Origin of the sequence: Pandoraea cepalis (assembly GCF_902459665.1) — a bacterium.
Taxonomy (GTDB): domain Bacteria; phylum Pseudomonadota; class Gammaproteobacteria; order Burkholderiales; family Burkholderiaceae; genus Pandoraea; species Pandoraea cepalis.
Genome location: NZ_CABPSL010000001.1, coordinates 241675 through 261411, shown reverse-complemented (window position 1 = coordinate 261411; position 19737 = coordinate 241675). Strand labels below are relative to the sequence as shown.

The window sequence follows — 19737 nt, the reverse complement described above, 5'->3', positions numbered from 1 at the left end:
GGGGGCTTCGCGCACCGCCCATCCCCTGTGCGGGGACGGATGGCGCTATGCCGCGTGAATCAATCATGGACGATCCTTTGTCCTGTTGCGGCAGGCGGACTCGGGCGCGGCGGCCGAGTCTGCCTGCGTGATACCGGGATGACGATGGATGGCGACAGATAGCGACCGACACCCGGTGTCAGCCGGATGCGGTCATCAACGCGCCCGCCGGGTGCCTTACTCCAGCGATACGCCAATGAAGCTGTTGCGGCCGAACGGGCTCAGCTTGAAGCCCTTCACGTTCGTGGCCATCGGCTTGTACTGCGTGGAGTGCGCGATGGGCGAGAACGGCAGTTGTTGCGCGAAGATCTCCTGTGCCTGCGTGTAGAGCTTCGTGCGCAAGGCGACGTCCGTGGTCTGGCGTGCTTGCTTGATGAGATCGTCGAACGGCTTGTAGCACCACTTCGAGAAGTTGTTGCCGTTGACCGAATCGCAGCCGAGCAACACGCCGAGCCAATTGTCCGGGTCGCCGTTGTCGCCGGTCCAGCCAATGAGCAACGCGTCGTGCTCACCCGCCTTGGCGCGCTTGATGTACTCACCCCACTCGTACGTGACGATATTGGCCTTGACGCCGATCTTCGCCCAGTCGGCCTGAATCATCTCGGCCATGAGCTTGCCGTTCGGGTTATACGGACGTTGCACCGGCATGGCCCACAGCGTGATTTCCATGTTCTTCACGCCCGCCTTCTCAAGCAGCGCACGGGCTTTCTCCGGGTCGTAGCCAGCCGACTTGATGTTCTTGTCGTAGGACCACTGCGTCGGCGGCATCGGTGCGCCGTTCGACAACTGTCCGGCCGAGCCATAGACGGACTGGAGAATCGCCTTCTTGTTGATCGCCATGTCGAGTGCCTGGCGCACTTCCACACGATCGAGCGGCTTCTTCTGCACGTTGTACGCCACGTAGCCGAGGTTGAAGCCGACCTGGTCCGGCATCTTGAGCTTCGACGCCTTGCCCTGCGCCGCGATCTCGGCCTTGATCGCATCGACATCGGCCGGGCGCGGGTAGGTCGTGATCTGGCATTCGTTGCGCTTGAGCTTCTGAATGCGAACGTTGGCGTCGGTCGTGATCGCAAAGATCAGCTTGCTGACCTTCGGCGGCAGACTCGTGTTCCAGTATTCCTTGTTGCCATCGAAGCGCAGCGTGGCATCTTTCGTATAGCTGCGGAAGATGAACGGCCCGGTACCGACCGGCTTGAGCGCGATATCGCGAGCGTTGTTCGCCGCGAGCAGCTTGTCGGCGTACTCCTTCGAGAGGATCGATGCGAACGGCATCGCCAGGTTCTGAAGGAACGGGGCGTCGACCTTCTTCAGCACGAAGCGAACGGTGTACGGATCAACGACCTCGATGTGGTCGATATCAGCCTGCAGACCCATGTCGACGAAATACGGAAACTCCGTCGGATAGGCCTTGCGGAAGGGCATGTCGCGATCGCCCATGCGATCGAAGGTGAACTTCACATCCTCGGCGTTGAAATCGCGCGTGGGTTTGAAGTACTCCGTGGTGTGGAACTTGACGCCCTTGCGCAGATGGAATGTGTAGATCTTGTTGTCCGGCGAGATGTCCCACGACTCCGCGAGTGAGGGCATCACGCCCGTCTCGCCCGGCTTGAACGCGATCAAGCGATTGTAGATGGCGTCGGCAGGATCGAAATCGGTGCCGGTGGTGAGCTGGCCCGGATCGAAGCCGACCGGGCTGCCCTCGGAGCAGTACACGAGGGTCTTGTTCGGGATTTCGACAGCTGCGGCGGGCCGGATCACGGCCACACCGGCAAGCAACGTCGCAGCCAAAAGCAAACGCAGGGTGTGAGTCTGTTTCATAGGCTCCTCGGGATCGGGTGTGATGCCCGGCAACGGTTTGTCACCGAGCCTACCGGGGATATTACTGAAGCTTCCCCCGTGCCACAACACGCCAAATCCCTAGCAAACCGCCTATTTGTGGTGTTTTTGATTAGGAAATCACTGAATTGTGATTAGAATTGACTTCCCATCCGCCCGCCGATTAGCCAACGATTTCGCGACGCGTTACAGACCGAGTCGCTGCCACATCGCCTTGGTGGCCGACGCCGCGTTGAGGGTATAGAAGTGCAATCCGGGCACGCCCTGCGCGAGCAGCCGTTCGCATAGCGCCGTCACCACATCGAGCCCGAAGGCGCGAATCGAGTCGCGGTCGTCGCCAAAGCCTTCGAGACGCTTGGCAATCCAGCGCGGCACTTCAGCACCGCACATCTCCGAGAAGCGCATCATCTGCGAATAGTTCGTGATCGGCATGATCCCCGGCACGATCGGCACGTCGACACCGAGACGCGATGCATCGTCGACGAAACGGAAATAGGCATCCGCATTGAAGAAGTATTGCGTGATGGCCGCATTCGCCCCCGCCTTCACCTTGTGGGCGAAATGCTCGAGGTCCAGGCGCGGCGACTTCGCCTGCGGATGGTACTCCGGGTAGGCCGCCACCTCGATGTGGAACCATTCGCCGGTTTCGGCACGAATGAACTCGACCAGCTCCGACGCGTAACGAAACTCGCCGATCTCCCCCATTCCCGACGGTAGATCGCCGCGCAGCGCCACGATGTGGCGGATGCCGTGTTGGCGATACGTCTGCAGAATCTCGCGGATGTTGTCCTTGGTCGAACCGACGCAAGAAAGGTGGGGCGCCGCCTCCACGCCTTCGCGTTGGATTTCGACAACCGTATCGAGCGTACCCTGCTGCGTGGAGCCGCCGGCACCGAACGTCACCGAGACAAACTTGGGGCCGAGCGGGAAGAGTTGCTGGCGCGTGGCGCGCAGCTTCTCCGCGCCCTCCGCCGTCTTGGGCGGGAAGAATTCGAAACTGAAGGAAGGTTGCGTCATGATCGTTCTTTTATCGAGAGAGTCGTTCATGCCGCGCGCGTCGCGTGCACGAAGAACTCCCGGTTGCCGTCACCGCCAGCGATAGGACTGTCGAGCCATGCGGCTACCGTCAGTCCCAACGTCTCACAGGCGGCGCGGATTTTTGTCTCCACTTGCGCATACTGCGCGGCATCTCGCACCAGGCCGCCGCGGCCAATGTGCTCACGCCCCACTTCGAACTGCGGTTTGACCAGCATCAGCAAATCGCCGGTCGCGCCCAGCAGCGGCGCCACGGCCGGCAACACCAGTGTGAGCGAAATGAACGACACATCCCCGACGATCAGGTCAAAGCCTGCCTCGGGGACAGCCGCCATCGTCGACGCCGGTTCGCCCTGTGCGCCGCCCTCCGCCGCCTGCTGTGCCAGACGCGCATCGAGCGTCTCACGCGACAGATGCCGCGCGTTGATCCCTTCGAGCGACACGAGCCGCGGCTCGCACGCCAGACGTCGATGCAGTTGCCCGTGACCGACGTCGACCCCGACCACCCGCGCCGCCCCCGCCTGCAAGAGGCAGTCGGCAAAACCGCCGGTCGACAACCCGACGTCGAGCGCGACGCGGCCGGTGACGTCGAGCCGCGTTTGCGCCAGCGCGCCCGCCAGCTTCAACCCGCCTCGCGACACGTAGCGGTCCTCGCCGGGCAGGCCGTCGGCGGCGGCACGTACTTCCAGATCTTCGTCGCTCGCCACGACCTCGCTGGCTTTCTTCACGGCCGTTTCGGTGCCCGCGTAATAAACACGTGCGGCATCGATCAGACGTTGCGCGGCGGTGCGCGATGCGGCCAAGCCTCGGGCGACGAGGGCTTGATCGGCACGAAGGGCTTGCGACATGACAGCGAATTTCCTGCAATACAAGGTCGACGACGACGCGTCGACCGTTACACGTTGGTAGCGCGGTCGCCGCCGAACACCAGCGCCGACAGAATCCACGAGATCAGGCTATACAGCAGCGAGCCGAAGAGCGCCGCCCAGAAGCCCGAGACTTCAAAGCCCTTGACGACATGCGCCGCCAGCCAGAACAACAGCGCATTGATCACGAAGATGAACAACCCGAGCGTGAGCACCGTGACCGGCAACGTCAGCACGACGAGCAACGGCCGGAGAAACGCGTTGATCAGGCCGAGCACGATCGCAACGACCAGGGCCGTCCCGATGCCCTTGAGCTGAATGCCCGACACAACGTGCGGCAAAACGAGAAGTGCAATGGCATTGATGAGCCAAATCAGCAGCAGACGCATGGCAAGCTCCGAAGGACAGGCCGGTGCGGGAGGTCGCTCCCGGCACCGGCAGTGACAAAAACCAACGCGGCGCACGATGTCGCCGCGCGAAACCGTTGCCCGTCACCCGTGCCTTGCAGCGCACCGGCGACGGTCGGTAAGACACGTTATTGATCGGTCGCGATCGCTACCGATCAATAGCGGTAATGCGCCGGCTTGAACGGACCGTTCTTGTCGACGCTGATGTAGTTCGCCTGATCGTCGGTGAGCACCGTCAGTTCGGCGCCGATACGTCCCAGGTGCAGGCGCGCGACCTTCTCGTCCAAATGCTTCGGCAGCACGTACACGCTGTTCTTGTACTTGTCGCCATGCACGAACAATTCGATCTGCGCGAGCGTCTGATTGGTGAACGAGTTGCTCATCACGAACGACGGGTGGCCCGTGGCGCAGCCCAGGTTCACGAGGCGGCCTTCCGCCAGCAGAATGATGCGCTTGCCGTCCGGGAAGATGATGTGATCGACCTGCGGCTTGATGTTTTCCCACTCGTACTTGCGGGTCGACGCCACATTGATTTCCGAATCGAAGTGACCGATGTTGCACACGATGGCCTGGTGCTTCATGGCCGCCATGTGGTCGTGATCGATCACGTGGAAGTTGCCCGTGGCCGTCACGAAGATGTCGGCCTTGTCGGCGGCGTATTCCATCGTCACCACGCGGTAGCCTTCCATCGCGGCCTGCAGCGCGCAGATCGGATCGATTTCCGTGACCCACACCGTGGCGCCCAGACCGCGCAGGCTTTGCGCGCAGCCCTTGCCCACGTCACCGTAGCCCGCCACGAGGGCGATCTTGCCGGCGATCATCACGTCGGTCGCGCGCTTGATACCGTCGACCAGCGACTCGCGGCAGCCGTACAGGTTGTCGAACTTCGACTTGGTGACCGAGTCGTTCACGTTGATGGCCGGGAACGGCAACGTGCCGTCCTTTTCCATCTGATACAGACGGTGCACGCCCGTGGTGGTTTCTTCGGTCACGCCCTGGATCTGGGCCAGACGCTTGCTGTACCACTGCGGATCGATGGCGATGTGACGCTTGATCGACGCATACAGCGCAACTTCTTCCTCGTTGGTCGGGTTGCCGACAACCGACAGATCCTTCTCGGCCTTGCTGCCCAGAATCAGCAGCAGCGTGGCGTCGCCGCCGTCGTCGAGAATCATGTTGGCGAACTCGCCGTTCGGCCATTCGAAGATGCGGTGGCTGTATTCCCAGTATTCGTCGAGCGACTCACCCTTGAAGGCGAACACGGGGATCCCGGCAGCGGCGATGGCCGCCGCGGCGTGATCCTGCGTCGAGAAGATGTTGCACGAGGCCCAGCGCACTTCGGCACCGAGGGCGATAAGCGTCTCGATGAGCACGCCCGTCTGGATGGTCATGTGCAGCGAGCCGGCGATGCGCGCGCCCTTGAGCGGCTGGCTGGCCTTGAATTCGGCACGCGTGGCCACCAGACCCGGCATCTCGCTCTCGGCGATGGTCAGCTCTTTGCGGCCCCAATCGGCCAATTTGATATCGGCAACATGGAAATCGGAGAATTTTGAATCGACTACGGCGTTCATCACGCCTCCTTTCTCTAAAAGACTAGATAGTTGGGACGTGAGCGCCGTTCTTGGGGCCCACACGCCATGCACTCCGGAGGTAACCGGCGGCCGGCGGGGCCAATAGGAAGGATCTTGAGCCTGGCAGCACCGTGGCTGTCGCAACGCTCCTCAAGACCCCGGCATTGTAGCAAAACTGATGCGCGCCGTCGGGGCAAGGGCAACGCCCGAAGGGATATTTTTCGAGGGGGAGGCGCGAGCGGCACGGCGCCCGTGCCGACCGGTCGTCAGATGGGCAGATGGGCGAGCAGCGGCGCGGCAAAGACCATCACGATGCCGTTGATCATCATGACGAGACTGGCCACGACACCCTCTTCGCTGCCGATCTGGCGCGCCTTGGCGGTGCCGAAGCCGTGCGCCCCCGCGCCGAACGGCGCGCCGCGCGCCATGCGGGTGCGCAGCGGCAGCCACGACAGCAGCGCCTCGCCGAGCAACATGCCGATGAACCCGGTGATGATGACAAAAAGCCCCACCAGATCGCGCGAGCCGCCGACCTTGTCGGAGACCGCAAGGGCAAACGGTGTCGAAATCGACCGGGCGAGCAGGCTGCGCGCCATCTCGGGGGGCAGCTCGAACAGGCGGGCAAGCACGAAGGAGCTTCCCACGGCCACGACCATCGCGACGAGAACGCCGACGATCAGTGCAAAGGCATGCCGGCGAATGATGTCGCGATGTTCGTAGATCGGCACGGCAAACGCGATCGTCGTCGGGCCAAGCAGCCACACGAGCCAGCGCGAGTCTGAGATGTACGTCGTGTACGAAATGTCGCCGCCGACCATCACGGCGATGAGCAGGACCGGCGCGAGAATGGCCGGGCCGAGCCACACCTTGCCGAAACGCGCATAGAGACGCTTCGACACGTAATAGAAGACGACCGTGAGAACGAGCAGCAGGAGCGCCGTATGATTCATGGCAAGACCCGGCAAGCGCCAGCAGGATTGGGCGCCGCTGCGACAGCGGCGACTTGGCACACGTCACGCATCAGCGGGCGTCGTGCGCGTGCGCACGGCGAACGAGGGCGCGCTTGAGATGACGCTCGGCGCGGCAGGCCAGATCGACCGCCAACGCCGTCGAGACCATCACGAGCACCGTGCCGACGCCGATCACGGCGAGCAATTGCAGGCCCTCTTGGCGCAGCAGATCGGTGTATTGCATGACGGCCGCGACCATCGGCACGAAGAAGAGAATCATTTCCGCCAGAAACCAGTCGGCACCGCGCTTGATCTTCTCCGTCTTCAGCACACCGCTCATGAGCAGGGCCACCACGGCGAGCAGCCCCAGTACACCACCCGGCAGCGGGAGATGAAAATGACGCGATGCAGCATCCGCCACCAGATAGATACCGGTGAGCAGCGCGATCTGCCAAACCACATCAACCACGCCCTTGCTACGGCGATACATACGGCTGGCAATCATCTTGGTCATGGCGGGCTCCCGGGTGTGGCATCAATATGAGACCGAGTATAGGAAGCACCGCAACATAAATATAATGAATTAGAATTATCAAATCGATTCCAAATTGGAATAATTTAAGTATTAACCCTAATGGTGCGTGAGAAAGCCATACAGGACGGGGCTTTCCCGCCGATGGCACCAAAGCGGTGCAAACGAGAGATCCAAAATGGAACTGCGCGCGTTGCGAGGATTTGTGGAAGTGGTGCGACAGCAGAGCTTCACGGCGGCGGCCGAGGCGCTGTTTGTCACGCAACCGACCGTGAGCAAGATGGTCAAGGCGTTGGAAGACGAGTTGGGTACGCCGCTGATGTTGCGCGAGGAGCGCGGCATGGGGCGCAGGCTCCAATTGACCGATGCGGGACGCGTCGTCTTCGAGCGCGGGCAGGATGTGCTCGCCGCTTACGCGCGCCTGCAGCAGGAGGTGGCCGATCTCGAGACGGTCGCGCGCGGCGAATTGTCGATCGGGATTCCGCCGCTCGGCGGCGACTTGTTCATCCCGGTGATCGGCGCGTTTCATCAGCACTACCCGGATATCGAGATGAAGCTCTTCGAAACCGGCTCGCGTGCCATCGAACAGGCGTTGCTGGCCGGCGACATCGAATTGGGCGCCGTGCTGCTGCCGGTCGATCCCACGATTCTCGACGTGCTGCCCGTGTGCCATTACCCGTTGCGGTTGATTGCACCGCGCGATTCACGCTGGGAAGGCCGCGCCTCCATCGGTCTGGGCGAGTTGCGCGACGAACCGTTTGTCTTTTACGGCGAGGGATTTGCCTTGTCCGAACTGGTCATCACCGCATGTCGTCGCGCGGGCTTCACGCCCAAGATTGCGGGACGCTCCAGCCAGTGGGACTTCATTGCGTCGATGGTGGACAACGGCGTCGGCATCGCCTTGCTGCCCGAGCCCTTCTGCGCGCGGCTCGACCCGAAACGCTTCGTGATCGCGAACGTGCGCGACCCCGAGATTCCGTGGGATCTGGCGATGGCGTGGCGGCGCGACTCGTATCTGTCGCACGCGGCGCGACGCTGGCTCGCGCTCGCGCGCGACCTGCTCGGCCCGGGCGGCGACGGCGAGGCCAAGGCGGCCATCGCCGGCGGCGCCCGGCGGACGTGACATCTGGCCGTCGACCGGCGACCGGCTGGCGATTGCGGTATCCTTGCCGCTGACATTTTCCCCTTGCCGCGTCAGCGCGGCGCATCGACACTCATGCGCATCATTACCGCGAATCTGAACGGCGTGCGATCGGCCGCCAAGAAGGGCTTTTTCGAGTGGTTCGGCAATCAGGACGCCGACATCCTGTGCGTGCAGGAAATCAAGGCGCAGTTGCCGGACATGACAGCGGACTTCCTCACGCCCCACGACTACCAGGGCCACTTCCATTACGCGCAGAAGAAGGGCTACAGCGGCGCGGGCGTCTACGTGCGGCGCGAGCCGGACGACGTCGTCGTCGGCTGGGGCAATGCGGAGTTCGATGCCGAGGGCCGCTATGTCGAAGTGCGTTACGGCAACCTGTCGGTCATTTCGGTGTACATCCCGTCGGGTTCGAGCGGTGAGGAACGACAAACCGCCAAGTTCCGCTTCATGGCCGACTTCATGCCGCATCTGCTCGCGCTCAAGGCGGCGGGACGCGAGGTCGTCCTGTGCGGCGACGTGAACATCGCGCACAAGGAAATCGACATCAAGAACTGGAAGGGCAACCTGAAGAACTCAGGCTTCCTGCCAGAAGAGCGCGCCTGGCTCACCCAGTTGTTCGACGACCACGGCTATGTCGACGTCTTCCGCACGCTCGACCCGCGCGCCGATCAATACACGTGGTGGAGCAATCGCGGACAAGCCTATGCGAAGAACGTCGGCTGGCGCATCGACTACCAGATCGCCACGCCCGGCATCGCCGGCAAAGCCAAGACGACCTCCGTGTTTCGCGACATCAAGTTCAGCGACCACGCGCCGCTCACGGTCGACTACGATCACGCGCTGTAATCCAGACGCCCAAGGGGCCGGCACGCTCGTGCCGCGCCCGAGCCATACCATCACAGCGAAGGCGACGAACGGTGCCGGCCCCGTCGCGTCAGCGCGACCCGCTTGCCGCGGGCACGCCATCGCCGTCGTCATCGTCGGCTCCCCAGGGGGCGACCTTCGGCAAGAGCAGCATGCCCGGCACGGCCAGCACCGTGCAGATGAGGAAGAACGTCACCCAGCCCACGCCGTCGACGACATACCCGGTGCCCGCGTTCGCGAACGTGCGTGGCACCGACGCCAGACTCGTGAACAGCGCGAACTGCGTCGCCGTGTAACGCGGGTCGGTGGTACGGGCAATGTAGGCGGTAAACGCCGCCGTGCCCAACCCGGCCGTGAACGCTTCGAAGGCGATCACCGCGCCCAGCCCCGTGACGACCGGCCCTGCCTTCGCCAGCCACGCGAAGCCCAGCACCGACACCAGTTGCAGCACGCCGAACACCCATAGCCCACGGTTGATGCCGAGTTTGATCAGCCAGACCCCGCCGATGATGCCCCCCGCCACGCTCGCCCACAGGCTCGTCGCCTTGGCGACCACGCCGATCTGCGTCTTCGTGAATCCCAGATCCAGGTAGAACGACGTGGCCAGCGACGTCGCCATCGAATCGCCCAACTTGTAGAGAAAGATAAACGCGAGCACCAACAGCGCCTTTGCCCAACCGCCGCGCGTGACGAACTCGTGGAACGGCTCGACCACCGCCTCGCGCAGCGTCTTCGGCGGCGTACCGCGAATCGCCGGCTCCTTGACGACGAGCGTCATCACGATGCCCGGCAGCATGAACGCCGCCGTCGCGAAGAACACCTGCGACCACGGCAGATGATCGGCCATGATGAGGGCCAGCGACCCCGGCACGAGTCCGGCCACCTTGTAGGCGTTCACGTGCATCGCCGTGCCGAGCCCCTGCTCGCGGTCGGACAGCAACTCGCGCCGATAGGCATCCAGGGAAATGTCCAGACTGGCGCTGAAGAACGCCAGCGCGGCCGCGAGCGCGGCAATCGTCATCAGGTCGCGCTGCGGCGAATACGTTCCCATGAGCGCCACCACACCGGCCACCAGCAGTTGCGTGACGAACATCCAGCCGCGTCGCCGTCCCGGCTTCCATCCGAACACGTTGGGCGCGAAGCGATCCATGAGCGGCGCCCACAGGAACTTCCACGTGTACGGAAACTGGATGAGGGCGAACAGGCCGATGGCCTTGAGGTCCACGTGCTCGCTGCGCAGCCACGCCTGCACCAGGTTGAGCAGGATGAACAGCGGCAAGCCGGAGGTGAAACCGAGAATCACGCAGATGAGCATCCGCGTGGGGTGGAAGACGCGCCCGTCGTCGGGCGGCAGCGAATCGGTCATGGAAAGGACAGTTGGGGCCAGCCGCCCGCGGTGCACGGCACCCGGCCCCCTTTGCCTTCACCCGCCAGGGGCCCGGCGCTTCGCTGCCCCGTTAGCTGCCGTCGGTTCAGGAACGCTTGACGCGATAGACCGCAAGACTACCACGCCAGTTCGCGCCCACGGACACGAGTCGCCCGTTATGCAGCACGGCCCGATCGAGAATCTGCACACCGACGTCCGGGGCCAACGCCTCGAAGTCCTTGATGGTCAGCACGCGCACGTTCGGCGTGTTATGCCACTGGAACGGCAGGCTCTTCGACACCGGCATGCGTCCCTGCAACACCGACAGCCGGTGCGGCCAATAGCCAAAATTCGGGAACGACACGATCGCTTCGCGGCCGACCCGCACGGTCTCGCGCAGAATGTCCGCCGTGCGGTGAAGGGTCTGCAAGGTCTGCGACAGAATGACCGTATCGAAGCTCTGATCCTCAAAGAGCTTCAGCCCGTCTTCCATGTTTTGCTGGATGACGTTGATGCCGCGCTGCGCCGAGGCCAGCACGCCGGCGTCGTCGATCTCCACGCCGTAACCACTCACATCAAGTTCGTCGATCAGCAAACGCAGCAGCGAGCCGTCGCTGCACCCGAGGTCGAGCACCTGCGACGACGGTTCGATCCATCGCGCGATCACCCGGAAATCGGGCCGCTCGGCCAGCGACGCCGCAATGCGGCCGCGCGACGCCGCGAGCGCCGCCGCCTGGGCGCTGTTCACCGGTACCGTGGACTGACTCATACCCCGACCTCCTGGGCGATACGTTCGTAGTAGGCGCGCACCAGGTTGTGATAGCGCGCATCGGTGAGCAGGAAGGCGTCGTGCCCGTGCGGCGCGTCGATCTCGGCGTAGCTCACGGTACGGCGCGTGTCGAGCAGCGCCTTGACGATCTCGCGCGAGCGCGCGGGCGCGAAACGCCAATCGGTCGCGAACGACACGATCAGGTACTTGGCCGTGGTGTGCGACAACGCCTTCGCCAGATCGCCGCCCACGGTGCGGGCCGGGTCGAAATAATCGAGCGCGCGCGTGATCAGCAGATACGTGTTGGCGTCGAAGTACTCGGCGAATTTGTCGCCCTGATAGCGCAGGTACGACTCCACCTCAAACTCCACGTCGAAGCTGAAGCGATAGCCTTCGTCCTGCGCGTTGCCGTCGCCCTTTACGCCGTCGGCCATCACCTCGGCACGGCGCAGCGCGCGGCCGAACTTGGTCGCCATGTCCTCGTCGGACAGATAGGTGATGTGGCCGATCATGCGCGCCACGCGCAGACCGCGACGCGGCACCACGCCATGCGCGTAATAGTTGCCGCCGTAGAAGTCCGGATCGGAAAGGATGGCCGAGCGCGCCACTTCGTTGAAGGCGATGTTCTGCGCCGAGAGCTTCGGCGTGGAGGCGATCACCAGACAATGCCCAATGCGCTCCGGATACATGATGCTCCACGCCAGCGCCTGCATGCCGCCGAGACTGCCGCCCATTACCGCCGCGAACTTGTGGATGCCGAACGCATCGGCCACGCGCGCCTGCGCATTGACCCAGTCTTCGACGGTCACGACGGGGAAGCGGGCGCCGTACGGTGTGCCCGTGGCTGGGTCGAGACTCATCGGCCCGGTCGAGCCGAAGCACGAGCCGAGGTTGTTCACGCCGATGACGAAGAAGCGATTCGTGTCGAGCGGCTTGCCGGGCCCGACCATGTTGTCCCACCAGCCGATGTCCTTGGGATTGTCGGCGGCGATACCGGCCACGTGATGCGACGCATTGAGCGCGTGACACACCAGCACCGCATTGCTGCGATCGGCGTTCAATTCACCGTAGGTCTCGACCATCAGGTCGTAGCCGGCGAGCATGCTGCCGTTCTGCAGTGCCAGCGGCTCAGCGAAGTGCATCCGCTGCGGTGTGACGATTCCGATTGAAGATTCCATAACTCCCTTTCCGAAACATGCCGGGGCCAGCGCCCCAGTCGACAAGGGTCGACGGACGGCGTCCTGAAGCGTTCTGTGCGGGAAAAGGGGTCGACGGAAAAACGGCGGCGTGCGCGCACGACCTCTTTAGCCGCATTTTTAATGAATGCCCTCTGCCGGGAAGCCCCCTGTCAGAGTCATTCGCGCGCCCGCAAGCGAGTCACCAAATCGGCGCGCCAATCATCGCGTCAAAGCCGGTCAAACGTACGTCGGCCTCGGCGCGGGAAGCAAAAGTATAACGTAATCCGGGCCGTCGGCGCAGACCCGGGATCTTAGCGCAGGAGCGCGGCGATCTGGGGCTCGGCCCCCTCGACCGGCGAGCGCTTGAAGCCGCTCTTGGCGAAGCGATGCCAGCGGCCGAGCACGTAAGACACGAGCAGGTTGGCGCGCGAGTTGGCATCGAACGTCTCCGGCAGCGTGCCCTGTGCACACGCCAGACGCAACACCTGGCGCAGCGAGGCCTCGATGCGGTCGAGCAACTGGTTCATGCGCTCCTGCAAGCGCTCGTGTTCGCCGACCAGCGCTTCGCCGGTCAGCACGCGCGTCATGCCGGGGTTCTTCTCTGCGAACCCGAGCAGCATCAGCACGATGGCGCGTGCTTGCGTCACGCCGTCCTGATCCTGCGCGGAGATCTGGTTGATCAAACCGAAGATGGTCTGTTCGATGAACTCGATCAGACCCTCGAACATCTGGGCCTTGCTCGCGAAGTGGCGATAGAGCGCCGCTTCGGAAACGTCGAGACGCGCGGCGAGCGCGGCCGTGGTGATCTTTTCGCCCTTGGGCGTCTCGAGCATGGCGGCGAGGGTCTGCAACACCTGCACCCGGCGCTCACCCGGCTTGGGGCGGGTTGTCTTCACCGGCGCGGGCACGGCCTCAAGCGCATCGGCGGCGCCGTAACCGGCACCGCTCGAAGAGTTTTCCTGCTGCATCGTCTGGTCGTTATCGGTAGGTATTTTTGGGTCGGGCGGCTCGGGCTGCGCGTCTCGCACCGGCCCCGGTCGCAAGGCGCGCCCGTAACTCGCGCAGAGATTGTACTTTGATATCCACATAGTGTGGGCGCCCACTGCGCGGCATGGCATCGCCAAGACTGTTTCTGGCCGGCAGATGCCCCGTGATCCAGACCGTCTTGATGCCGAAATGCCGGAGGTGCTTGAGGTGGGAGCGCGTGTCTTCGACCAGCCACGTCCGATACGGCGCGAGGCCCTCGCGCACCAGCAGACGACGCAACATGATCGCATCCGGTTTGGCGCGCCAGGCCCGGCGGTCCGCCATGTCCTCGATGCTCACGCAGCGCTCGAAATGTCGGCGAATGCCCAGCGCCTCGACAATCGGCAGGGCGTAATGCGCGGGCGCATTGGTCAGGAGAATTTTGCGCCCGGGCAGGCCGGCGAGCAGTCGGGCGATCCCGCGCTCGGCGCGCAGCACCTCGACCAGCGGCGGCAGCTCGTGCACGCGCGCCAGAAACTCGTGCGGATCGATGGCGTGATGCTTGATGAGGCCGAGCAGCACGGCCCCATACTTCGCCGTGTAGTCGGTACGCAGACGATTGGCTTCGTCGGGCGGCAGCCCCAGCTTCTCGACGATATAGGCCGTCATCGCGCGATTGATGCGCGGAAAGATCGCGTGCGACGCGCGATGCAGCGTGTTGTCCAGATCGAACAGCCAGACCGGACCGCGCGTGCCGTGTTCGCTGCGGGCGCGGGGCGCCCGGCGTCGCCGGCTCAGAACGTGAGAAGAAGACACGAAGATAGCGGATTCATGCGAGGAGATACGGGGAGATGGTCACCACGCCCCGACAATCGCCCTTCCTGTCGCAGAACACGGTGCCGCCATGACTAGACACGATGCTAGCGCGCGAATCCCGCTTTGACAAACCTGGGGGGGGCGCAGCACCGCCTCACGAGGGGATCGCCCCCCCGGACGATCCCCTCGCTTCAACAGCCTGCGATGCTGCGCGTTCTGGCGTTGCGCTGACGTCTTGATGACGTCTCCATGACGTCTTCCGTCTTGTCGCCAGCGCGACCGATCAGAACGTGTGCTGAATGCCCAGCATCGTGCCGAACTGGTTGCCCCCCGTGGCGACCGAGCCGCCGGCGGCAATCGCCACCGCGCCATTCTGGCTGTTCGCCACCCAGCCGACCAGGCCATACAGCGACGTACGCTTCGAGAGCGAGTACGTGGCGCGGCCGATGAGCATCGTCGCGTTGGCACGGCTCTTCAACTGGTAGCGTATGGCCTGCGCGTCGAACGCCCAGGTGATCGTCGGCAGATAGGTCAGGCCAATGAAGTAGATGTCAGAGCGCAGCGAGGCGGCGTCGGCGCTCACGTTGCGGTGAATCCAGCCACCGCCCACGCGTCCCGTCGACCACTTGTAGTACGCGTTGATGACCGAGTGCGAATCGGTATAGTGCGAGCTGGTCAGCGGTGCCGCGGCGCCGGTGTTGCCGCGCATCTGGTCGTACGACGCCGAAATACCGAAGTTCTGGTAGTCGTAACCGATCAGGCCGGTAAATTGCTTGCAGGCCTGATAGTTGCCGGCAACGTTGCCCGCGCAGTTCGTGGCCGACGGCCCCCCCGCCGCCGAGCCATCGCGCCCGAAGCTATACGTCGCACCGAGCGTCACGCCGGAGAATTTGCCCATGTAGCCGATGGCGCTGTCGCTACGTGCGTTGGCGATGTACGGATCGATACTGGCCAGCGAAAAGATCGAAGGTCCGATCACGTCCGCGTTGCCCGTCACGTAGAACGTCATGTTGTTCTGGCGGCCGAGGAGCACCGTGCCCCAGTCGCCCGTGAGACCCACGTTCGCCTGACGGCCGAACAGACGCCCGCCGTAGTTCACGTTGCCGGTCCCCGGCTGAAAGCCGCTTTCCAACGTGAAGACGGCTTTCAGGCCGCCGCCCAGATCTTCCACGCCCTTGAAGCCGAAGCGCGACGGCACCTTGCCCGTGAGGGTCGGCTCGCCGATGAAGCTACCGCCCGTGGCGGCGTTGTTGTAGTAGGCGATGCCGGTATCGACGATCCCGTACAGCGTCACGTTGCTTTGTGCGTGCGCCAGGCCCGCCCCCAGCAGCAGGCCAGCGGCCAATGCATGTTTCACTTTCACTTCTGTCCCCTTGTTTTTGAAATACACAGCAACTACAGACTTCAACCTCCGGACCGTTGGCAACCTCGCCGGCCCAGTCTTTTGCAAGACGGCATGCTGGCCGCCTCGGGTACTGCCCTTGGAACCACCGCCCTGACTGCGCCCTCGGCCGGATTCAAGTGCAGGGATGGCGCGACGTGCGGTGCTGTTTTTTCCTCACGCCTCGCGTACGAAAATGAAACGCGCTTCGCGGCGGGCAATGCGCCAACCCTGCGCGGTCCGCACGAACGTGTCTTCGAACTCCCCCATGACCTGCCGGCCCTGTGCCGGACGTCCGAATGGCCCCGGCACATCGTGTGCCGAGCCGCTCCAGAGCAACACCGTGCTGCTGCCGATTGCGCGCGTCGGCGACGTGACATCGATCAGCACGTTGCCTACGAGATGCCGCGTGAGCCGATCCACTGGACGCTGCGCATAGGCAGCCGCAATGACGACGGGGCCAATGAGCGCGTCGCCGTTGGGGCGCACGAGCACCCCCGCCTCGGCAAACAGCGCGGCGAGTCCCTGCGCGTCGCGCCGGTCGTTGCAGGCGACGAAGCGCATCACCAGGTCGTGGCAAGCCTGTTTGGCCAGCAGGGCGTCGAGCGATTGCGGGTCGACGCCGGGCGTCAGGTCCTGATCGGCGGCATCGTTCGTCATGCGTCGCGCCCCTCGGTGGGTGCGATGTCCAACGCAGGCCGTGCCAGCCAGGTCCGCATGGCCTGCGCCACTTCCTGCGGGCGCTCCATCGGACTCATATGGCCACTGTGTTCTATGACGTGCAGCACGCTCCCCGGGATGAGCCCCGCCATCACTTCGTGGCGCGCGAGCGGGCTCCATGTGTCCTGCCGGGCGCACAACACGAGCGTCGGACAGCGAACGCCGCCCAGCAGCGACGTTGCATCCGGTCGACCGAGCAATGCATGAATCTGGGCGGCAAACTGATCGGGGTGGCTGCGCTCGATCATGTCGAGAATCGCGCCGAACAGCGGCGTGCCGATCTGGTCGGGATGCACCATCCCGGTCGCCCATACCTGCCCCATCGCCCGCATGCCGGCTTCGCGCGCGCGAGCGAGCAAGGCGGCGCGTCCGGCACGTTCCTTCTCGGCCGCCTCGCCGTCGGGCAGCGCCTGATAACCCGTGTCGAGCAGCGCAAGATGCGTGACGCGATGCGGTGCGCGGCGCACCACCTCCAGCGCCACGCGTCCGCCCATCGAGTGCCCTGCGAGGGCGAAGCATGGCGCGGCGGTACTTGCCAACACGTGATCGGCCATCGCGTCGATGGTGTCGAGCATGCCCCACGTGGGAACGCGGCAATCGTATTGCGGCAGCGCTGCCGCCGTGGCCGCCCAGGCCACGTGATCGCAAAGCAAGCCGGGGAGCAGGAGCAACGGGGAACGTTCGACACTCATGGTTTTCCTCCCTGCGGCCAAGCACGATTCGGTATGCACACCTCGCCGTCGAAGAGCCAGCGCGCCGTGCGCAGCAGGCCGGCGCCGGCGACGTCCGGCGCACCGTCGGCATCGACGCCGAGCGCGAGGCGCACGGTGAATTCGCCCGTCGGGTGTTCGATGGCGAGCAGCGGCGCGTCGTCGTCCGGCACCACGGCCATCGCGTGGCAAACGGTGCCCGGCAGCGCGGCAGCCGTCGCCACGCTCACTGCCGCCAACACGCCGATGGACGAGTGGCAACGATGTGGGATGAAACAACGTGTCGCGAGGGCGCCACCGGCCTTCGGCGGCGCGACGAGACACATCTTGGGCACCGTGCGCGAACGCACGTCGCCAAGATGCATGCGCGGGCCGACGGCCAGTCGAATGGCCTCGATCCGGTCGCGCATCGTCTGAAACGCTGGCGCCGAGTCGAGCTGCTCGCAAGACTCAGCGCCAGTGATGCCCAGGTCCGCCGCGCGCAGGAGCACGAGCGGCATGCCGTTGTCGATGCATGTCACCGTGATGCCGTCCACGACGTCCTGACGCTGCCCCGTCGGGAACAGCGCACCGCAGGAGGAACCTGCCGTATCGCGAAACATCAACGGAATCGCGGCAGCCGTGCCCGGCACACCGTCGATGGCCACGTCGCCGTCGTACTTCACCACGCCGCGCGGGGTCTGCACGGTGGCCACCGCCACCTGCCCCGTATTGAGCATGTGAATGCCGACGTCCGTCACGTCACCCGGCGCGCTCACGAGCCCCCGCTCGATCGCGAACGGCCCCACCCCGGCGAGAAGGTTGCCGCAGTTCTGTCCATAGTCGACACGCGCTTCATCGACCACGACCTGGGCAAATAGATAGTCCACGTCGGCGTCGGGCCGCGTGGCGCGCGAGACGATGGCGACCTTGCTCGTGAGCGGATTCGCACCGCCCATGCCGTCGATCTGACGTGCGTCGGGCGAGCCCATCGCCGCGAGCAGCACGGCGTCGCGCGCGGCGCCCTGCTCAGGCAAATCCTCGGCGAGGAAGTACAACCCCTTCGAGGTGCCGCCCCGCATGACGGCCGCCCGGATACGCGTTTGCGAATGCGTCACGTCGCGGTCCTCATTCGCCTTGCAGCTCGTCGAGCGAATCGACGTAGCGCAAGCCCTTCGCGGCAAGGCGTTCGCGCATCTTGTAATAGTCGAGCCCCAGCGTGCCGCCCGCGAGCACACCGCGCTTGTAGGCTTCGTCGGCACCGCGTGCGGCCGCCGCCTTGGCCACGGCCTCGGCGTTCGCGAACGGCACCACGACCACGCCGTCGTCGTCCGCGACGATCACGTCGCCCGGGTTCACGATCTGATGGGCGCACACGACCGGCACGTTCACCGAGCCGAGCGTCTCCTTGACCGTGCCCTGTGACGAGATGGCCTTCGACCACACCGGAAACCGCATGTCGGTGAGCGTGCCGATGTCGCGACAGCCCGCATCGATAACGAGGCCGGCGACACCGCGCGCCTTCATCGACGTGGCGAGCAGGTCGCCGAAGTAGCCGTCGTCGCAAGGCGACGTCACGCCAACCACAACGATGTCGCCCGGCTGCGCCTGCTCCACGGCAACGTGCAGCATCCAGTTGTCCGAGGGCGGCGCGAGCACCGTGACCGCACTGCCGGCCACCGCAGCGCCGGCGTAGATCGGGCGCAGGTACGTGGCCATCAGGCCGAGCCGGCTCTGCGCTTCGTGCACCGTGGCACTGCCTGCGCTGCGCAGCACGTCGAGCGTGGCGGCGTCGACACGGGGAATTTGACGAACGACGACGCCGCGGATCATGACAGTTGCTCCGTCACGACCGGCGTGAGGCGCATGAGCCCCTCTGCGTACTTGATGTCGCGCGCGGCGGCGATGCCGATGTTGCGCTTGGCCTGCACGCCGCGTTGCAACGCCACGCGCGTGTAGTAATCCCACAAGTGCTCCTGCCCCGCCATGCACTCGATGGCGGCACGCTTCGTGTCCCACACCGGCGTGATGTCGACGAAGGTGTTCGGGATCCATTCGCACTGCTCGGTCTGATGCGGCTCAAACGCGAGCACGGCGGGAGCGCCGATGATCTTTCCGCCCGGCTTGTGGCCCTCGGCCTGCGCAATGACGCGGGCTTCCTGCGTGACGTGCATCGCGAGCGGATGATCGAAGTTATACGGATCCTTCTCCGAGTGGCTCAGCACGAACGACGGTTGCAGCTCGCGATAGATGTCGACGAGCCGGAAGAGCGTTTCGTCGGACACGCGCATCGGGTAGTCGCCGATATCGAGGAATTCGATTTCCGCGCCGAGAATATCGGCCGCGCGCTGCGCTTCTTCGCGACGCGCGACCTTGACCTTCGCCTCGGTCATGTCCGCGCCCTTGCGCCAGAGCTTGGCCGACTCGCCACGCTCGCCGAAGGACAGGCACACGACCTTCATGCGATAACCCTGCGCGACATGCATGGCAATCGTGCCCGCCGCACGCCAGACGAAGTCCGCCGAATGGGCGCTGACCACAAGGCCGGCCAATCCGCCGGTGAGGGGGTGCTGTGATGTGCTCATATGTTTGACGTCAATACGTGTTG

The 19737-nt window shown here is 64.5% G+C and carries 20 protein-coding genes and 1 riboswitch; of the genes, 2 read left to right on the top strand and 18 right to left on the bottom strand.

The features are described 5' to 3' along the window. Nucleotides 1-216: 216 nt before the first annotated feature. The 7 genes from PCE31106_RS01140 to PCE31106_RS01110 form a co-directional block, all read right to left on the bottom strand. Nucleotides 217-1857 carry an ABC transporter substrate-binding protein gene (locus PCE31106_RS01140; RefSeq protein WP_017234010.1) on the bottom strand — a complete coding sequence of 547 codons (1641 nt, stop codon included), beginning with the start codon at nucleotides 1855-1857 and terminating at the stop codon, nucleotides 217-219. A gap of 204 nt (nucleotides 1858-2061) precedes the next feature. Then, nucleotides 2062-2892 (bottom strand): methylenetetrahydrofolate reductase [NAD(P)H], encoded by an 831-nt coding sequence (metF, locus tag PCE31106_RS01135; protein WP_017234009.1) that lies wholly within the window; start codon nucleotides 2890-2892, stop codon nucleotides 2062-2064. 26 nt (nucleotides 2893-2918) lie between these two features. Then, entirely contained in the window at nucleotides 2919-3758 is an 840-nt protein-coding gene (locus PCE31106_RS01130; protein ID WP_150562109.1) for a TlyA family RNA methyltransferase, read from the bottom strand. 47 nt (nucleotides 3759-3805) lie between these two features. Then, complete coding sequence (locus PCE31106_RS01125) at nucleotides 3806-4165, bottom strand: phage holin family protein (RefSeq protein ID WP_017234007.1); 360 nt, start codon at nucleotides 4163-4165, stop codon at nucleotides 3806-3808. Nucleotides 4166-4338: 173 nt separating this feature from the next. Beyond that, nucleotides 4339-5754, bottom strand: a complete 1416-nt coding sequence (ahcY, locus tag PCE31106_RS01120) for an adenosylhomocysteinase (protein ID WP_017234006.1) — start codon at nucleotides 5752-5754, stop codon at nucleotides 4339-4341. 32 nt (nucleotides 5755-5786) lie between these two features. Then, a riboswitch (S-adenosyl-L-homocysteine riboswitch) is annotated at nucleotides 5787-5912 on the bottom strand. A gap of 108 nt (nucleotides 5913-6020) precedes the next feature. Further along, entirely contained in the window at nucleotides 6021-6704 is a 684-nt protein-coding gene (locus PCE31106_RS01115; RefSeq protein ID WP_017234005.1) for an LrgB family protein, read from the bottom strand. A 70-nt stretch (nucleotides 6705-6774) separates the two neighbouring features. Continuing rightward, entirely contained in the window at nucleotides 6775-7218 is a 444-nt protein-coding gene (locus PCE31106_RS01110; RefSeq protein WP_017234004.1) for a CidA/LrgA family protein, read from the bottom strand. Nucleotides 7219-7414: 196 nt separating this feature from the next. Here PCE31106_RS01110 and PCE31106_RS01105 point away from each other — a divergent pair, with 196 nt between their 5' ends. Together PCE31106_RS01105 and PCE31106_RS01100 are read left to right on the top strand one after the other, a co-directional pair. Continuing rightward, nucleotides 7415-8359, top strand: coding sequence for a LysR family transcriptional regulator (locus PCE31106_RS01105; RefSeq protein ID WP_017234003.1), 945 nt, complete (start codon nucleotides 7415-7417; stop codon nucleotides 8357-8359). Between the two features lie 93 nt (nucleotides 8360-8452). Then, nucleotides 8453-9226 carry an exodeoxyribonuclease III gene (locus tag PCE31106_RS01100; protein WP_039830358.1) on the top strand — a complete coding sequence of 258 codons (774 nt, stop codon included), beginning with the start codon at nucleotides 8453-8455 and terminating at the stop codon, nucleotides 9224-9226. An 88-nt stretch (nucleotides 9227-9314) separates the two neighbouring features. Here the strand turns inward: PCE31106_RS01100 and PCE31106_RS01095 are convergent, their stop codons facing one another. The 11 genes from PCE31106_RS01095 to PCE31106_RS01045 form a co-directional block, all read right to left on the bottom strand. Next, nucleotides 9315-10610: an AmpG family muropeptide MFS transporter gene (locus PCE31106_RS01095; RefSeq protein ID WP_150562108.1), complete on the bottom strand. Its 1296-nt coding sequence runs from the start codon at nucleotides 10608-10610 to the stop codon at nucleotides 9315-9317. Between the two features lie 106 nt (nucleotides 10611-10716). Further along, the gene (gene metW, locus PCE31106_RS01090) at nucleotides 10717-11379 is read right to left on the bottom strand and encodes a methionine biosynthesis protein MetW (protein WP_017234000.1); all 663 of its coding nucleotides are present in this window, start codon (nucleotides 11377-11379) and stop codon (nucleotides 10717-10719) included. Further along, nucleotides 11376-12557 (bottom strand): homoserine O-succinyltransferase MetX, encoded by a 1182-nt coding sequence (metX, locus tag PCE31106_RS01085; protein WP_017233999.1) that lies wholly within the window; start codon nucleotides 12555-12557, stop codon nucleotides 11376-11378. Before metX ends, metW begins: the two co-directional genes overlap by 4 nt. 311 nt (nucleotides 12558-12868) lie before the next feature. Continuing rightward, nucleotides 12869-13525, bottom strand: a complete 657-nt coding sequence (gene slmA / locus PCE31106_RS01080) for a nucleoid occlusion factor SlmA (protein WP_017233998.1) — start codon at nucleotides 13523-13525, stop codon at nucleotides 12869-12871. Between the two features lie 10 nt (nucleotides 13526-13535). Further along, a complete protein-coding gene (locus PCE31106_RS01075; protein WP_017233997.1) occupies nucleotides 13536-14339 on the bottom strand; it encodes an HAD-IA family hydrolase in 804 nt (267 codons plus the stop codon). Nucleotides 14340-14622: 283 nt separating this feature from the next. Then, a complete protein-coding gene (locus tag PCE31106_RS01070) occupies nucleotides 14623-15702 on the bottom strand; it encodes a porin (RefSeq protein ID WP_435873761.1) in 1080 nt (359 codons plus the stop codon). A gap of 195 nt (nucleotides 15703-15897) precedes the next feature. Then, complete coding sequence (locus PCE31106_RS01065; RefSeq protein ID WP_150562106.1) at nucleotides 15898-16380, bottom strand: nuclear transport factor 2 family protein; 483 nt, start codon at nucleotides 16378-16380, stop codon at nucleotides 15898-15900. Further along, a complete protein-coding gene (locus PCE31106_RS01060; protein WP_017233994.1) occupies nucleotides 16377-17132 on the bottom strand; it encodes an alpha/beta fold hydrolase in 756 nt (251 codons plus the stop codon). The genes PCE31106_RS01065 and PCE31106_RS01060 overlap by 4 nt, the downstream gene beginning before the upstream one ends. Continuing rightward, nucleotides 17129-18247 carry a 4-oxalomesaconate tautomerase gene (locus tag PCE31106_RS01055; RefSeq protein ID WP_150562105.1) on the bottom strand — a complete coding sequence of 373 codons (1119 nt, stop codon included), beginning with the start codon at nucleotides 18245-18247 and terminating at the stop codon, nucleotides 17129-17131. Before PCE31106_RS01055 ends, PCE31106_RS01060 begins: the two co-directional genes overlap by 4 nt. A 10-nt stretch (nucleotides 18248-18257) precedes the next feature. After that, on the bottom strand, nucleotides 18258-18962 hold the full coding sequence (locus PCE31106_RS01050) for a 4-carboxy-4-hydroxy-2-oxoadipate aldolase/oxaloacetate decarboxylase (protein WP_017233992.1): 705 nt from the start codon (nucleotides 18960-18962) through the stop codon (nucleotides 18258-18260). Beyond that, nucleotides 18959-19714, bottom strand: coding sequence for a PIG-L deacetylase family protein (locus tag PCE31106_RS01045; RefSeq protein ID WP_150562104.1), 756 nt, complete (start codon nucleotides 19712-19714; stop codon nucleotides 18959-18961). Before PCE31106_RS01045 ends, PCE31106_RS01050 begins: the two co-directional genes overlap by 4 nt. Nucleotides 19715-19737 lie beyond the last annotated feature (23 nt).

Excerpts from the sequence above, each read along its gene's own strand:
- PCE31106_RS01140 (WP_017234010.1), bottom strand. The coding sequence starts at position 1,857 with ATGAAACAGACTCACACCCTGCGTTTGCTTTTGGCTGCGACGTTGCTT.
- metF (WP_017234009.1), bottom strand. The coding sequence starts at position 2,892 with ATGACGCAACCTTCCTTCAGTTTCGAATTCTTCCCGCCCAAGACGGCG.
- PCE31106_RS01130 (WP_150562109.1), bottom strand. The coding sequence starts at position 3,758 with ATGTCGCAAGCCCTTCGTGCCGATCAAGCCCTCGTCGCCCGAGGCTTG.
- PCE31106_RS01125 (WP_017234007.1), bottom strand. The coding sequence starts at position 4,165 with ATGCGTCTGCTGCTGATTTGGCTCATCAATGCCATTGCACTTCTCGTT.
- ahcY (WP_017234006.1), bottom strand. The coding sequence starts at position 5,754 with ATGAACGCCGTAGTCGATTCAAAATTCTCCGATTTCCATGTTGCCGAT.
- PCE31106_RS01115 (WP_017234005.1), bottom strand. The coding sequence starts at position 6,704 with ATGAATCATACGGCGCTCCTGCTGCTCGTTCTCACGGTCGTCTTCTAT.
- PCE31106_RS01110 (WP_017234004.1), bottom strand. The coding sequence starts at position 7,218 with ATGACCAAGATGATTGCCAGCCGTATGTATCGCCGTAGCAAGGGCGTG.
- PCE31106_RS01105 (WP_017234003.1), top strand. The coding sequence starts at position 7,415 with ATGGAACTGCGCGCGTTGCGAGGATTTGTGGAAGTGGTGCGACAGCAG.
- PCE31106_RS01100 (WP_039830358.1), top strand. The coding sequence starts at position 8,453 with ATGCGCATCATTACCGCGAATCTGAACGGCGTGCGATCGGCCGCCAAG.
- PCE31106_RS01095 (WP_150562108.1), bottom strand. The coding sequence starts at position 10,610 with ATGACCGATTCGCTGCCGCCCGACGACGGGCGCGTCTTCCACCCCACG.
- metW (WP_017234000.1), bottom strand. The coding sequence starts at position 11,379 with ATGAGTCAGTCCACGGTACCGGTGAACAGCGCCCAGGCGGCGGCGCTC.
- metX (WP_017233999.1), bottom strand. The coding sequence starts at position 12,557 with ATGGAATCTTCAATCGGAATCGTCACACCGCAGCGGATGCACTTCGCT.
- slmA (WP_017233998.1), bottom strand. The coding sequence starts at position 13,525 with ATGCAGCAGGAAAACTCTTCGAGCGGTGCCGGTTACGGCGCCGCCGAT.
- PCE31106_RS01065 (WP_150562106.1), bottom strand. The coding sequence starts at position 16,380 with ATGACGAACGATGCCGCCGATCAGGACCTGACGCCCGGCGTCGACCCG.
- PCE31106_RS01060 (WP_017233994.1), bottom strand. The coding sequence starts at position 17,132 with ATGAGTGTCGAACGTTCCCCGTTGCTCCTGCTCCCCGGCTTGCTTTGC.
- PCE31106_RS01050 (WP_017233992.1), bottom strand. The coding sequence starts at position 18,962 with ATGATCCGCGGCGTCGTCGTTCGTCAAATTCCCCGTGTCGACGCCGCC.
- PCE31106_RS01045 (WP_150562104.1), bottom strand. The coding sequence starts at position 19,714 with ATGAGCACATCACAGCACCCCCTCACCGGCGGATTGGCCGGCCTTGTG.